Below are 12,863 nucleotides of genomic sequence, written 5' to 3'. Positions count from 1 at the left end.
CAGCCGCACCGGATAAGAACTGGTTCTGATCATCGTCGCGGGTCTGGTCCGCGCAGCCACTGCTCTACGCGGTCGAAGTCCGGCCCGGTGAGTCCGGTGAACGGATCCACCCGGTGCACCAGGGCGCGCCCCGGGTGATAGTCCTCGATCCAGCGGCTGTCGGCCTCGGTCACCTCGTCGTCGAGCCAGACGAAGGAACGGCCGGCGGCCCAGTTCACCAGCGGCACCGTCTTCCAGTGCAGGCCGTTGCCCGTCGACAGGTCGTCGGGAAACGGCACCACCGGCAGTCGCGGCAAGCCGAGTCGTGGTGCGACGATCTCGTTCGCGGTCTCCATCCAGGTGGTGGCCCACACCAGGTCTCCACCCAGTCCCATCAGCCCCATCAGCCGAGCCCCATCGCCCGGATCGAGCCGGTGGATCAAGGGATGGCCCGACGGGTCCGCGGGCGGAATGCCGGGCGGAGTCCCCGGCCGTTCCCGGAACGGAATCAACGGCCCGTCGACATCAAGGAATACCAATGGGCGCTCGCTCACCGGGCCAGGCTAGCCGACGGCTGCCATCCACGGTTTGCATACGCCTAACGTATGGCAAGTCAGCCGGCGGACGAAGTTCCGGCCAGGATGTGGGCGGTCAGATCCTCCGCATTGACCGTGCGACCCCTGGGTGGGGACAAGATCCATTAACTTGTCAGCGAGTCCACGATCGCGGCGGCCGGCGCGTTCCGGGCCTGCCCGGCACCTGTGCCGGCCCACAGGTTCAAGGCCTCGGCGTCACCCTGCTCGGCGGCGGCCGCCCGGATCGGCGCGGTCAGATGGTGCACCGCCGGATACCCGATCGGGGCCGCCCCGGAGAACTCGTCGGTGAACCGGTTCCGCAACGCCCGCGCCGGCTGACCGGTGAACGCCCGGGTCACCACCGTCTCGCGACGACCGGAATCGATCATCGCAGCCCGTTGCGCCGGTCGCGTCCCGGCCTCATCGGCGAGCAGAAAGACAGTTCCCGCCTGTACGCCTACCGCCCCGGCCGCGAGCAGGTCGCGGACGTCGGCCGCCGTCCCGGTGCCACCGGCCGCGATCACCGGCAGCCCGGTCACCGCCCGCACCCCGGCCAGGACCTGCGCCGCCGTGGTCGTCCCCCGGTACCCGGCCGGGCTCGTGGTCGACGAGTGCCCGCCGGCGGTCCCGCCCTGCGCGATCAGCACGTCCGGCCCGGCCGTCAGCGCCTGCTCCGCCTCCGCGGGCGAGGTCACGGTGATCGCCACCGCCGACCCGGCCGCCCGCAAGGCCGCCACCACACCCTTCTCCGGCACCCCGAACGCGAAGCTGACCAGCGGCGGAGCATAGGTGACCGCCAGATCGACCTTCTCGTCGAAGTGATCGTCGTCGCGCAGGCGCACCGGCGGCAGATCCACTCCGTACCGATCGGCCTCGGCCTGCAGCAACCGCCGGTACCGGTCCACCGCCGCCACGTCCGGCAACGGTCCCATCGGGACGAAGATGTTCAGCCCGTACGCCACGCTCTCGCCCCGGACCGCCCGCAACTCGGCCTCGACCGCCTCCGGGGTCTTGTAACCGGCGGCCAGGAACCCGACCGCCCCCGCCCGGGCCGCGGCGACCACCAGCGCCGGAGTCGACGGCCCACCGGCCATCGGAGCGACCACCACCGGCCGAATCAGATCATCCATGCCCCGATCGTAAAAGGCTTGACCCGGACCCGGGGGTACAGGTTTAGCGTGCCCCCATGACCACGACATGGGGCGACTTCGACTACGAGACCAACGGCCAGGGGTACGCGATCCAGCGCCGCCCCGACCCCCGGATCGCCGCACGGATCCACGCCGCGCTGGGTGACGCCCGCACGGTTCTGAACGTCGGCGCCGGGGCCGGATCCTACGAACCCGCCGACCGGTACGTGGTGGCGGTCGAGCCCTCGGCCCGGATGCGCGCCCAACGGCCCTCCACCGCGGTTCCGGCACTGGACGGCACCGCCGAGCAGCTGCCGTTCGACGACGACTCGTTCGACGCGTCGATGGCATGCGTCACCGTCCACCAGTGGACCGACACCGCCCGTGGCCTGGCCGAACTACGCCGGGTCACCCGCGGCCCGGTGGTCGTGCTGACCTTCGACGGCGACGCCCTCGACCGGCTGTGGCTCGCCGGGTACGCGCCCGAACTCGTCGCCGCCGAACGTCGCCGGTACCCGGCGATCGACACCATCGCCGCCGCGCTCGGCCCGAACAGCGCGGTGAGCGAGGTGCCGATCCCGATCGACTGCGTGGACGGGTTCACCGAGGCGTACTACGCCCGGCCCGAGATGTTCCTGAACCAGCGGGTACGCGACGCCCAGTCCGCATGGGGTTTCGTCGACGAGGCCGCCACCACCCGAACCGTCGACCGGCTGCGCGCCGACCTGGAATCCGGCACCTGGGACGACCGGCACGGCCACCTGCGCACCCAACCGGAGTTCACCGGCGCACTCCGCATAATCGTCGGATGACTCTTCCGAACCACGTCGACGCGGTCGTTTTCGACTGCGACGGGCTGCTCGTGGACACCGAGACCTGCTGGACCCGGGCCGAGACCAGGATCTTCGCCGAGCACGGGCACGAGTTCGGTCTCGAACAGAAGGAGATCGTCATCGGGGGCACCCTGGAGGCCGCCGGGCGCGCGATGGCCGGCTACTTCGGCCGGCCCGGCGACGGGCCGCTGCTCGCCGCGCAGCTGTACGGCCTGGTCGCGGCCGAGTTGGCCGCCGGCGCCGACGCGCTGCCCGGCGCCCGTGACCTGGTGCTGAGCCTGCGTGGGCGGGTGCCGATCGCGGTGGCCAGCAACAGCCCCCGCGCCTTCGTGCGGACCGCGCTGCGGTCGGCGGGCCTCGACGACCTGTTCACCCGGGTTCTGGCCGCCGAGGACGTCACCCACCCGAAACCGGCGCCCGACCTCTACCTGGCGGCCTGCACCGGGCTGGGCGCCGACCCGCGCCGTAGCGTCGCGTTCGAGGACTCCCGCACCGGTGTCGCCTCCGCCCGGGCCGCCGGGCTGCACGTGGTCGGGATCCCGTCGCTGCCCGGCGTCGACCTGGACGCCCACACCGTTCTCGGCTCGCTGACCGCGCCCGCGCTGGCCTCCTGGGCGGAAACGGTCACGACTCGGCTGCCAGCAGGGCCGCCAGCGCCGTAGGCGCGGAGAACATCGGCCAGTGGTCGCCCGCGAGTTCGACATGCGTCCAGCCGTCGCCCGCCATCAGGGCGAACGTGGGCACGGTCGAGGCGAGTCCGTCCAGCTGCGCCTTCGAGAAAGAGCAGAGGATCGCGGTACGGGGTACCGAGCGCCACGCTCCGGTGTGGTGAACCGGATCGGTCGCCGTGGCGATCGGCTGGGGCCGTCCCCGCTCGTGAACCACGGGCGGCGCCGCCTCCGCCACCGGCACCATGCCGTCGACCGCCGCTGGTGGCGCGCCGTCGAAGTCGGCCTGTGACATGCCGTCGGGCAGCGGGCCGGTGTCGACGTAGACCAGGCGCGCCACCCGTTCCGGCACCCGGTCGGCGGCCGCCGTGATCACCAGCCCGCCGTAGCTGTGACCGACCAGCACCACGTCGTCCAGTTCGCGCAGCAGGTCGGTGACCTGGTCGACGTGGTCGGTCACGGTGGTGCCCCGGGCCGGCACCGGTTCGATCGTGTGCACGTCGTGTCCGTCGGCGCGCAGCGGTGCGGCCACCTCGTCCCATGCCCAGGCGCCCAGCCAGAACCCCGGTACCAGTACGTATGTCGTCATGCCGGTAACGCTACGACCGATACCGGACAGCTTCCGCCCGGTATAGTTTGTGGCTCATGCCACAGTCCCTCGGTCGTGTGCTCGGCCTGCTCGAACTGCTCCAGGCCGCCCCCTCCGGCCACACCGTCGGCCATCTCGCCACCCGGCTCGGCGTCGACGAACGAACCGTGCGCCGGTACGCGGGTCACCTGGCCGACCTGGGCATTCCGGTGCAGGGGCGGCGCGGCCGGTACGGCGGGTACGTCCTCTCCCCCGGTTATCGGCTGCCCCCGCTGATGTTCACCGACGACGAGGCGGTGGCCGTGCTGCTCGGTCTGGTCGCCGGCCGCCGGATCGGGTTGAACACCACCGCGACCGCGGGCGAGACCGCGCTGGCGAAGATCCAGCGGGTGCTGCCCGGGACCCTGCGACCGCGGATCGACGCGCTGCTGTCCACGTTGGCCTTCACCACCCCGGCGCCCGGGCGCGCCCCGGCCATGCCCACCGGCACCGTGCTGACCCTGGCGGCTGCCGCCGGCGACCGGAGTCCGGTCGCGTTCGAGTACACCAAGCCGGGCGCCGGGCCGGCCCCCCGACGATTGGATCCGTACGGCCTGGTCTTCCACCGTGGCAAGTGGTTCGTCACCGGGCGGGACCACGATCGCGGCGCGGTCCGCACGTTCCGGGCCGACCGGATCACCGACGCCGTCGTTCTCCCCGGCACGTTCGACGTCCCGGCCGACTTCGACCCGGGCGCTCAGGTGGCGGCGGGCCTGGCGACCGGGAACTGGCGGTACGAGGTGTCGGTGCTCCTGCACACCGACATGGACCAGGCCGCCCGGCGGATCCCGGCGTCGGTGGCCACCCTGACCGGCACTCCGGCGGGAGTCCGGATGACCACCGGCGCCGAACGCCTCGACGGCATGGCCCAGATGCTCGCCGGTCTGGGCTGGGACTTCACCGTCGAGACGCCGGCCGAGCTGCGTACCGAGGTGGCCGCCCTGGCAGTCCGCCTTCAGGCCTCGGCCGACTCGTGACGGGCCGCGGGGAGTTGCCGGCGGCGGCCGTACTCGGCGAGGGCGTGGAAGGCGGCCTTCGGGGTCCAGGAGCCGTCCGGCAGGACCCGGACGATGCCGCGGGCCGCCAGGTCGAAGTCGCGGTCCGGGTCGTCGGTGGTCGGCAGGTGGCGGTTGGCGAACGTGTACACGAACGCCGCCTCGACGCCGCCTGCCTCGTAGTCGCGCAGCAGGTCGACGACGTATCGCGCCTGGCCCTCCTCGTCGCGTACCAGATCGGGGGTGATCTTCTCGGCCCGGCCGTTCCGGTCGTAGGTCACCGGCTCCGTCGAGCCCGCGACGTCCGCCGCGCCGCGGAACGTGCAGCAGCCGAACTCGGTCGCGGCATACGGTTTGCCCTGCCCGACCGCGGCCGCCAGGGTCTACGGGAATGCCGCCGCGTTGTTCGCGTCCCGGTAACCGGCGTCGTTGGCGATGATGTCGAACGCCGCCCCGTCCACGGCCTCGAACGGGAGCGAGGCGTAGCCGACCGGGCCGGCGAACCGCTCCCGGATCGCGGGCATCGCCTCGGCGAAGAACTCGCGGACCGCGGTCTGTGCTGCCGGGACCGCCTCGCGCAGGCGCGCCGGGTCGGTGAAGAGGGTCGCCCGCTCGGCCAGATCACGCCCGGGCAGGAAGCCGTTGGTCATCATCGAGATCTCGGAGCCGGCCAGGTAGACGACCGAGGCGCCGTCGCGCCGCAGTCGCTCGGCCCGCTCGGCACCGTCGAGCACGAACGCCATCAACTCGTCGCGGTCGAGGTTGTAGGTGAACGGGCAGTACCAGATCTCGAGTCCCGCGTCGGCGGCCAGGCGGGCGGTCAGTTCCAGCCGATCCTGGACGCCGCCGGTGATCCGGACCGCGTCACAGTGCAGTTCCTCGCGGATGACGTGCAGGTCCCGCCGTACCGTCGCGGGGTCGAAAGGCTCGTGGGTCGTGGATCCCCCGCTCACGAAACCGGTGTCGTAGTTCATGCCGAAGACACGCATCGCTTTCCCTCCCAAATAAGGTACGAGGCGTACCCTATACGGGATGAGCACACGACGGCGAGGCGTGGAACTGGAGCAGGCAATCCTGCTGGCAGCGGCCGACGAGCTGCGGGAGTCCGGCTATCCAGGCCTGACCATGGACCGGGTCGCCGCCCGGGCCGGGACGAACAAGAACGCCATCTACCGCCGATGGCCGCACCGGGCCGCGCTGGGGATCGCCGCGTACCGGCACCTGTCCGAGAACGTGATGCCCGATCCGGACACCGGCACGCTCCGGGGCGACGCGCTGGAGATGCTCCGGCTGGCGAACGAGACGTGGTCCTCGCCGTACGGGACGATCCTGCGCAGTCTGCTCGCCGCCGCCACCGACGACCCCGAGCTGCTGACCCTCATGCGCGAGGGGTCCGGCACCGACGCGATGGACCGCGCCTGGCTGACGATGCTCCGGCGGGCCGCGGCCCGGGGCGAGGCGCCCGATGCCGCGGTGCACCCGCGGGTGGCCACCACGCCGATGATGCTGCTGCGGGCCGAGTACGCGATGCGCGGCGCCCCCACCGCCCCCGACGAGGTGCTGATCGAGATCGTCGACGAGGTCTTCCTGCCACTGGTCCGCGGCCGCGCCGAAGGAAACAGTAGCTCAGCGTGATCGGCGGTTCACCACAGGAACGACCGAGGCATCGCCGCGCTTCGAATCCACAGTGGTCGATAGTGGCTGGCCGGGTTCTCCGGGCAGCTCCCGAAGGCGGGAGGGCCGGGCTGAGGCGACCGGGCGGACGGTCGATCAATGTCATCGCGCACTGTGAATGTAAGGTGTCCGCGTCACGATCAACTCTGCGCGCGAGGACAGATGCACATGGATCGCCGAACTCTGGGTCGCGGCAGCGTCACCCTGCTCGGGCTGGCGGTGGCCACGGCGGGCCTGCTGGCCGCCGGACCGGCCGCCGCCGCGGGGCCGGCCGTCGCTGCCGGGCCGGCACAGCACGTGGCCGCCGAGTTCCAGCGGAAACTGGCGGACACCAAGTGGTACGTGATCCAGCCGGAATTCGGTGGTGAACCGGAGTTCCTCTACGCGATCGCGGAGCGTTACCTCGGTGACGGTGATCGGTACATCGAGATCTTCGAGCTGAACAAGAACCGGCCGCAGGCCGACGGCACGGCGCTGACCGATCCGGCGGCCGTCACCGCGGGCTGGGTGCTGATCATGCCGGAGGACGCGCAGGGCGACGGCATCCAGACCGGACCGCCGCCCACCGGCGCACCCGCCGCGTCATCGGCGCCGGCGACGGCACCGGCCGGTGAACCGGCCGGCGGCCCCGGCGGACCCGGTGGGCCGGGTAGCCCCCGAAGGCCCGATCCGGCTGCCCCCACGAACACCGGACTGATCCTGGCGATCGTCGCCGGTGTGCTCGTGCTGGCCGGCGCCGCCGCCGGTGCCTGGTGGTTTCTGCGGCGGCGCAAGGCGACCACGAAGCCGGCCGAACCGGGCCGCGCCTTCGACACCGACGCCGCCTGGACCATCAACCGCGCACTACAGGTGATGGTGACCAGCGCCGATCAGGCCGGGATCGCCGTCCCGTCGATCTACGGTGTCTCGATCGACGAGAGCCGGATCTGGCTGCGACTCGCCGCCCCGGACGAGACCGCGCCGGTGCCGTGGGTGTCACTGGAGAGCGGGCGCACCTGGCAGGCCCAACTCCGGGACCTGCAGTCGCTGCCGGTCAACAACGACCTGCCCACCCCCTGCCCGCGGCTGGTGACCCTGGGCACCGTGAACGGTGTCCGTGAGCTGGTCGACCTCGGGCAGGCCACCGGAATGATCGGAATCCACGGTGACGCCGCGACGGCCCGTGAACTGGTGTCGTCATGGGCGGCAGAACTCAGTGGCAGCTGGTGGGCGAGTCACGTGCAGGTGGTGACCGGTGATCTCGACCCGCACCTGGCCGGCGGTGAGCGGGTCAGCACCCGCGACGCCCTGGCCACCGCCGAGGGCGACGGTTCGGACGCCGCTTTCACCCTGCGCGGCAGCAGCAGCAGCGAACGCAAGCTGGGTGTGCTGATCCTCGGTTCGACGCCCGCCGCCAAGGAGCTGGAGCGGGCCCAGGCGCTGGTGAACCGGCCGGGCGCGGCGTGGGTCGTGATCGTGGTCGGCAAGACCCGTTACGACAGGTGGCAGTTCACCGTCGACGCCAACGGCAAGCTGGACACCGGCGCTCTCGGCATCACCGTGCAGATCAGCCGGCCGTAGAAGAACCGGAACCGGCCACCGACCGCCAGAACGTACCGAAGGTGATGGCCGCCATGGCGAGGATGGCGGCCATCGAGAGACCGAACGACACCATCGGCACGGACCAGGAGCAGGCGAGGGCCACCAGCCCGAGGACCACCATGACGATGCCGGCGGGGCGCAGGTTGCGACGCTGCGCCTCCACGGCGTCGTCCCACCGCTGTCGCGTGCCCGGGTCGAGGCGCGCCCGGAGCATCCCGGGCACGGCCGGCGCCTGCTTGGGCCAGATGTTGCCGACGACGACAACGACGATCGCCACGGCGGCGGCCAGGTAGCCGAGCGTGCTCTCGATCTCTCCCACGGCCGCTCGCAGCAGCATCAGATGCAGACCGAGGAAGACCGGGGTCAGCACGCCGAGGACCAGACTCACCGCCCGGCGATGAGTCCGGTCGTCCCGCCACAGCGGCACCTTCAGCGTCGCGGCCGTGAGACGCCGGAATCGCTGCGCGGCCAGCAGCACCACGGTGAGGACCAGGGACAGCAGCGGCGCCCCGATCAGGACGAGCATCTTCGGGGCCTGCTGGTCCGCCCCGTTCTTCCCGGCGCCGGCGAGGATCACCGGGTCGGGCAGGTCCCCGGCCGCCTGCCAGGACAGCCCTGCCATGAGTGCGAGGCCGACGCCCAGAACGACGAACCCTGCCACCGGAGCCCTCTGCTCCCGCACTTCGTCAATCGTTTCCATCCACGTGCTCCCTCCCGGCCGAAATGGTCGACGAGACGTCGCCGGTGGCGCCGAGGCGCATGTTCTCCATCAGGTCCGCGATGGCGCCTTCCAGAACCGACAGCTTGGTGACGTAGCGGATCGTGGTGCCCTGTCGCTGCGTGTCCACCAGATCCGCCCCGCGGAGGATCTTCAGATGGCCGGACAGGGTAGGGCCCACGACACCCAGCGCCGCGGCGATGTCACCGACGGCCATCGGGCCGTTGCGCTGCAGCAGCGTCAGGACGGACCGCCGGGTGGGGTGCGCGAGTGCCGCGAACACACCGTCGGACATGACCGCCTCCACCACATCTCTTATTTTGCTTATCTCCAATATAGCAAAATAACGATGGATCGTCAGCCGGTGGTGATCCGGATCGTCTCGATCCACTCCGGAGGCGCCTGGACATCGGCGCTGACCAGCCCCGCGATCACCCGCACCCCACCGGGACGGGCGTCCGGCCACGGGGTGTACCCGTCGGTCAGCACGATGATGATGTGCGGCCGCTCCGGACCGCGCAGGGCGTGCTCGATGCCGACCCGCATGTCGGTGCCGCCGCCACCCTCCAGCACCACGTCGCCGATGGTCGCGGCCTTACGGACGGTGTGCACGTCGGCGTCACAGGACAGGACACTGACCCGGTTCCGCCCGATGCCGACGGCCCGCAGCACCCCGGCCACCTCGCCGAGCACCGCGTTCAGCTCGTCCGGGCCCATCGAACCGGACGTGTCGACCACCACCGCCACCCGCGGCATCGGCCGCCGCAGACTGGGCAGCACCACCCGGGGCACCGCGGCACCCCGCCGGGACGGCCGCTGATAGGTGTAGTCGACGGCCCCGGACGCCCAGGACGCCGCTTCCCGCACCGCGCCGGTCAACGCCCGGCGCCAGTCCACCGTCGGTTCCAGGATCTCCTCGGCCCACCGCTGCCAGCCACCGGGCACCCGGCCCCGCGCCTTGACGTGCGCCCGCAGCTCGTGAGCGGTCTGCCGGCGGATGGCGGCGGCCTCGACCGGGCTGACCACCGGCCCGTCCGAGGACTCCCACGGCATCGCCCGACCATGCGCCCCGGAGCCACATTCCGGACCGGAAACGGAAGGGCCGGAACCGGAAGGGGTCGAGGGGATGGCAGGGAGGTACTGCTCGAACATCTGCCCGTCCGGCAGCCCGTACAGACCGGGTTTCACCGCGTTCTGCGGCAACGACGACAGATCGTCGTTGATCTCGCAGTCCTGCGCGATGTTCACCCGGCGATGGTCCTGCCGCAGCCCGGCCGCGAGCAGATCGGCCCGCCCGTGATGATCGCGCAGCAGATGCGCCACCTCGTGCACCCACACCGCGGCCAGCTCGTGCACCGGCGTGTGGTCGACGAACCCCGGATTGACGTAACAACGCCAGTGCCGGTCCACCCCCATCGTCGGCACCTGATCGCTGGGCACCACGGTCAGGCTGTACAGCGCCGACGCCAGATAGGGCTGCGCACCGGCGGCTTTCAGCCGGGCCGCCAGCAGTTTCGTCCGGTCCAGAACGCTATGTGGCACCGGGCAGCATCCCGGAGACGGTCAGCACGTCCAGGAACGCGTCGATCGACGCGGGCACCGGCCACTGTGGGTCACGCATCCGGGCCAGGTCGAACGCGGCCCGCGCGGCCACGTCGGGCACCCCGGCGTCGACCGCCTTGGCCAGCACCTCCCAGCCCGCCTCCCAGCGCTCCCGGGTCACCCGCGCCTCGATCGCGGCGACGATCGCGGTGAGAAACGCCAGCTGCCGGTCACCCCGGTCGGGCAGCGCGAACGCCGCCGGGTTGGCCAGCACCCGCTCCGGGTCCGGCAGGTCCAGCTCCTCCAGATAGGTGGTGATCTCCAGGCCGGCCCCGTCGCCGACCGCCCCGATCACCGCGGTGGCGAGCGCCTCCCGGCTGGTGCCCGCGCAGAAATGGAAGACCAGCAACCGCAACACCATCTCCCACGTACGCGGGGAGGGCCACGCCCCGCCCCGGGCGTCCGCGTCGGACGGCAGGTGATGGGTGAGACCGGGCCGCGCGGTGAGGAAACCGGCGATGACACCCCGGGCCCGGGCCAGCGCGCTCGCCGCCCGGGTGGCGTCGACGACCGGCACGTCGATCCGCGGCCACACGCCGGCCAGGCCGCGGGCGACGGTCCGCGGGTCGTGTGTCCAGTGCAGGTGGACGAACCGGTTGGCCAGCGGCGGGCTCAGGTGCCAGCCGTCGGCGGCACTGGCCGGCGGGTTGGCCGCGGCCACGATCCGCACCTCGTCGGGCAGGGTGAGGCTGCCGACCCGCCGCTCCAGGACGACTCGCAGCAGCGCCGCCTGCACGGCCGGCGGCGCCGACGACAGCTCGTCGAAGAACAGCAGCCCACGGCCCCGGCGGGCGAGCCGGACCGCCCAGTCGGGCGGCGCCATCGGCACGCCCTGGGTGGCCGGGTCGTCGCCGACGATCGGCAGCCCGGCGAAGTCGGACGGCTCGTGCACACTGGCGATCACCGTCTCCAGCGGCAGGTCCAGGCCGTCGGCGAGCTGGGACAGGGTCGCCGACTTGCCGATGCCCGGTTCGCCCCAGAGCAGCACCGGCAGGTTCGCCGCCACGCACAGGGCGAGGGCGGCGGCCCGGTGGTCGACGACCGGCTCGGTCCGGGTGGCCCGGATCTGGCGCAGCAGGGTGTCGGCGGCGGCGAGCCCGGTGGTCATCGTTTCTTCTTTCTGATGTAGGCGATCGCAGTCTGCAGATCGTCGGAGGCACGGTGCGCGGAGACGTCGAGGAACCGGGTCGAGGACAGCCGGCCGAGGGTGGCCCCGGCGTCGACCATCGCGATGATGTAGCGCGACGGCCAGCGGTGCTGCACGGCCTCGTACAACGCGGTGTAGCCCTGCCGGTCCTCGGTGTCGATGCCGACCCCGGCGGCGATTAGCCGGGGCAGCAGCCCAGGGTCGCCGAAGGTCCGCAGCATGTGGATCAGGGTGCGGCCGCCGGCGTCGCGCAGCAGCGGGTCCAGCCCGGCGTCGAGCAACCCGGTCACCTCCCGGGCGCCGCCGTGCTCCAGCCGCAGGATCAGGTCACGCCGGTACTCTCTGAGCAGCCTGGGCAGCCGGCCACCGCCGCCGTTCCACGCCCGCTCGGCCTGGAAACAGCCGCTGATCGTGCCGCCGAACGCGGCCAGGGCGTGCTCCCGCTGCTGCTCCTCGGCGGTGTGCTCGGGCAGCTCGATCCGGCCCGCGCTGACACCGGCCCAGTGCCACACGCCACGGCACCGGACCCGGGTCAGCACGTCGGCCGGCAGCCCGGACCCGGTGAGCGGCAGCACCGGGGCCGCCTCCGGGAACAGCGCCCGGCGCACCAGCGGATGCACCGCGTCGACGGCCAGCAGACCGGCCCGGACCAGGGTCAGGTCGACCGGCGGGCGCAGCAGGTCGGACCGCAGCAGCAGCGCCAACTGCCCGTCCGCACCCGGCCGCTCACGCTCGACCGCCCAGCCGCTCTTGACGAACAGCTGGGCCGCCCACCCCGGCGCCGGCCCTGGCTGGGGCTCGAAGGTGGCCGGCTCCCGCAGGCCCATTGCCCGGCGGGCGTCCCACAGGTGCGGCGGGACCACGATGTTCGCGCCCGGTGGCAGCTGGCGCCGGTTCATCAGATCCAGGGTCAAACGCTCGTTGCCGTACGTCCGGACCAGCAGCACCGTGCCGGCCTCGCCCTCCGGCGCCAGCACGTAACGCTGGTGCGACAGCAGCCCGGTGGACCCGTGCAGTATCCGGGGCAGGTGCCAGCGCAGCAGGTCCGGGGCGAACCCGGCGAGCAGCCCGGCCAACGGCCCCGGGTCGTCGAACCCGACCTCGATCCCGGCCGCCTCGCACGCCGCCCGCCAGTCGCCACGCTCCCGTGCCGCGGTGCACTCGGCGATCATCCAGCCGGGCACCGCGTACCGCCGGACCCGCTGCCAGGCGTGCAGATCCGCCACCGAGCCGTGGTGTCCGATGTCGATCATCCCGGCCCCTCCCCGTGTCACTCAGGCGGCGAGGCCGGCCGGATTCGAACCGGCGTCCTCCAGGTTGATGCCGGGCGCGA

Annotated in this window: 15 protein-coding genes; 5 read left to right on the top strand and 10 right to left on the bottom strand. The window is 72.2% G+C overall.

Annotated features, from left to right (window positions below; all coding sequences use genetic code 11):
* Nucleotides 1–29: 29 nt before the first annotated feature.
* Both Aco03nite_RS31970 and Aco03nite_RS31965 read right to left on the bottom strand, forming a co-directional pair.
* On the bottom strand, nucleotides 30–533 hold the full coding sequence (locus tag Aco03nite_RS31970) for an HAD domain-containing protein (protein ID WP_307837663.1): 504 nt from the start codon (nucleotides 531–533) through the stop codon (nucleotides 30–32).
* 146 nt (nucleotides 534–679) lie between these two features.
* Entirely contained in the window at nucleotides 680–1,684 is a 1,005-nt protein-coding gene (locus tag Aco03nite_RS31965) for a nitronate monooxygenase (protein WP_203801517.1), read from the bottom strand.
* 56 nt (nucleotides 1,685–1,740) lie between these two features.
* On the opposite strand from Aco03nite_RS31965, the gene Aco03nite_RS31960 reads away from it, so the two are divergent.
* Together Aco03nite_RS31960 and Aco03nite_RS31955 are read left to right on the top strand one after the other, a co-directional pair.
* On the top strand, nucleotides 1,741–2,496 hold the full coding sequence (locus Aco03nite_RS31960; protein WP_203801510.1) for a class I SAM-dependent methyltransferase: 756 nt from the start codon (nucleotides 1,741–1,743) through the stop codon (nucleotides 2,494–2,496).
* Complete coding sequence (locus Aco03nite_RS31955; RefSeq protein ID WP_203801509.1) at nucleotides 2,493–3,179, top strand: HAD family hydrolase; 687 nt, start codon at nucleotides 2,493–2,495, stop codon at nucleotides 3,177–3,179. Before Aco03nite_RS31960 ends, Aco03nite_RS31955 begins: the two co-directional genes overlap by 4 nt.
* Here Aco03nite_RS31955 and Aco03nite_RS31950 read toward each other — a convergent pair.
* The gene (locus Aco03nite_RS31950) at nucleotides 3,142–3,774 is read right to left on the bottom strand and encodes an alpha/beta hydrolase (RefSeq protein ID WP_203801508.1); all 633 of its coding nucleotides are present in this window, start codon (nucleotides 3,772–3,774) and stop codon (nucleotides 3,142–3,144) included. The genes Aco03nite_RS31955 and Aco03nite_RS31950 overlap by 38 nt on opposite strands.
* Before the next feature lie 56 nt (nucleotides 3,775–3,830).
* Between Aco03nite_RS31950 and Aco03nite_RS31945 the strand changes: the two genes are divergently transcribed.
* Nucleotides 3,831–4,790, top strand: coding sequence for a helix-turn-helix transcriptional regulator (locus Aco03nite_RS31945; protein ID WP_203801506.1), 960 nt, complete (start codon nucleotides 3,831–3,833; stop codon nucleotides 4,788–4,790).
* Here Aco03nite_RS31945 and Aco03nite_RS53295 read toward each other — a convergent pair.
* Together Aco03nite_RS53295 and Aco03nite_RS53290 are read right to left on the bottom strand one after the other, a co-directional pair.
* The gene (locus tag Aco03nite_RS53295) at nucleotides 4,769–5,089 is read right to left on the bottom strand and encodes a hypothetical protein (RefSeq protein WP_239145613.1); all 321 of its coding nucleotides are present in this window, start codon (nucleotides 5,087–5,089) and stop codon (nucleotides 4,769–4,771) included. The genes Aco03nite_RS31945 and Aco03nite_RS53295 overlap by 22 nt on opposite strands.
* Before the next feature lie 102 nt (nucleotides 5,090–5,191).
* Nucleotides 5,192–5,797 carry a hypothetical protein gene (locus Aco03nite_RS53290; protein WP_239145612.1) on the bottom strand — a complete coding sequence of 202 codons (606 nt, stop codon included), beginning with the start codon at nucleotides 5,795–5,797 and terminating at the stop codon, nucleotides 5,192–5,194.
* Nucleotides 5,798–5,840: 43 nt separating this feature from the next.
* Between Aco03nite_RS53290 and Aco03nite_RS31935 the strand changes: the two genes are divergently transcribed.
* Both Aco03nite_RS31935 and Aco03nite_RS31930 read left to right on the top strand, forming a co-directional pair.
* Entirely contained in the window at nucleotides 5,841–6,443 is a 603-nt protein-coding gene (locus Aco03nite_RS31935) for a TetR/AcrR family transcriptional regulator (protein ID WP_203801504.1), read from the top strand.
* Nucleotides 6,444–6,650: 207 nt separating this feature from the next.
* A complete protein-coding gene (locus Aco03nite_RS31930) occupies nucleotides 6,651–8,042 on the top strand; it encodes a LysM peptidoglycan-binding domain-containing protein (protein ID WP_203801502.1) in 1,392 nt (463 codons plus the stop codon).
* On the opposite strand, the gene Aco03nite_RS31925 is transcribed toward Aco03nite_RS31930, so the two are convergent.
* The 5 genes from Aco03nite_RS31925 to Aco03nite_RS31905 form a co-directional block, all read right to left on the bottom strand.
* Entirely contained in the window at nucleotides 8,029–8,763 is a 735-nt protein-coding gene (locus Aco03nite_RS31925; protein WP_203801500.1) for a hypothetical protein, read from the bottom strand. The two genes, Aco03nite_RS31930 and Aco03nite_RS31925, sit on opposite strands and share 14 nt — an antisense overlap.
* Nucleotides 8,750–9,076: a metalloregulator ArsR/SmtB family transcription factor gene (locus tag Aco03nite_RS31920; protein WP_203801497.1), complete on the bottom strand. Its 327-nt coding sequence runs from the start codon at nucleotides 9,074–9,076 to the stop codon at nucleotides 8,750–8,752. The genes Aco03nite_RS31925 and Aco03nite_RS31920 overlap by 14 nt, the downstream gene beginning before the upstream one ends.
* A 62-nt stretch (nucleotides 9,077–9,138) precedes the next feature.
* Entirely contained in the window at nucleotides 9,139–10,323 is a 1,185-nt protein-coding gene (locus Aco03nite_RS31915; protein ID WP_239145611.1) for a vWA domain-containing protein, read from the bottom strand.
* Nucleotides 10,313–11,491 (bottom strand): AAA family ATPase, encoded by a 1,179-nt coding sequence (locus Aco03nite_RS31910; protein ID WP_203801495.1) that lies wholly within the window; start codon nucleotides 11,489–11,491, stop codon nucleotides 10,313–10,315. The genes Aco03nite_RS31915 and Aco03nite_RS31910 overlap by 11 nt, the downstream gene beginning before the upstream one ends.
* Nucleotides 11,488–12,783 (bottom strand): ankyrin repeat domain-containing protein, encoded by a 1,296-nt coding sequence (locus tag Aco03nite_RS31905; RefSeq protein ID WP_203801492.1) that lies wholly within the window; start codon nucleotides 12,781–12,783, stop codon nucleotides 11,488–11,490. Before Aco03nite_RS31905 ends, Aco03nite_RS31910 begins: the two co-directional genes overlap by 4 nt.
* Nucleotides 12,784–12,863 lie beyond the last annotated feature (80 nt).

Origin of the sequence: Actinoplanes couchii (genome assembly GCF_016862075.1) — a bacterium.
Taxonomy (GTDB): domain Bacteria; phylum Actinomycetota; class Actinomycetes; order Mycobacteriales; family Micromonosporaceae; genus Actinoplanes; species Actinoplanes couchii.
This window is presented reverse-complemented; position numbering and strand designations above follow the sequence as displayed.

Bases quoted from the DNA above. Each gene is read 5' to 3' on its own strand.
- Aco03nite_RS31965 (WP_203801517.1), bottom strand. From the start codon at position 1,684: ATGGATGATCTGATTCGGCCGGTGGTGGTCGCTCCGATGGCCGGTGGG.
- Aco03nite_RS31960 (WP_203801510.1), top strand. From the start codon at position 1,741: ATGACCACGACATGGGGCGACTTCGACTACGAGACCAACGGCCAGGGG.
- Aco03nite_RS31955 (WP_203801509.1), top strand. From the start codon at position 2,493: ATGACTCTTCCGAACCACGTCGACGCGGTCGTTTTCGACTGCGACGGG.
- Aco03nite_RS31950 (WP_203801508.1), bottom strand. From the start codon at position 3,774: ATGACGACATACGTACTGGTACCGGGGTTCTGGCTGGGCGCCTGGGCA.
- Aco03nite_RS31945 (WP_203801506.1), top strand. From the start codon at position 3,831: ATGCCACAGTCCCTCGGTCGTGTGCTCGGCCTGCTCGAACTGCTCCAG.
- Aco03nite_RS53290 (WP_239145612.1), bottom strand. From the start codon at position 5,797: ATGCGTGTCTTCGGCATGAACTACGACACCGGTTTCGTGAGCGGGGGA.
- Aco03nite_RS31935 (WP_203801504.1), top strand. From the start codon at position 5,841: ATGAGCACACGACGGCGAGGCGTGGAACTGGAGCAGGCAATCCTGCTG.
- Aco03nite_RS31930 (WP_203801502.1), top strand. From the start codon at position 6,651: ATGGATCGCCGAACTCTGGGTCGCGGCAGCGTCACCCTGCTCGGGCTG.
- Aco03nite_RS31925 (WP_203801500.1), bottom strand. From the start codon at position 8,763: ATGGAAACGATTGACGAAGTGCGGGAGCAGAGGGCTCCGGTGGCAGGG.
- Aco03nite_RS31920 (WP_203801497.1), bottom strand. From the start codon at position 9,076: ATGTCCGACGGTGTGTTCGCGGCACTCGCGCACCCCACCCGGCGGTCC.
- Aco03nite_RS31910 (WP_203801495.1), bottom strand. From the start codon at position 11,491: ATGACCACCGGGCTCGCCGCCGCCGACACCCTGCTGCGCCAGATCCGG.
- Aco03nite_RS31905 (WP_203801492.1), bottom strand. From the start codon at position 12,783: ATGATCGACATCGGACACCACGGCTCGGTGGCGGATCTGCACGCCTGG.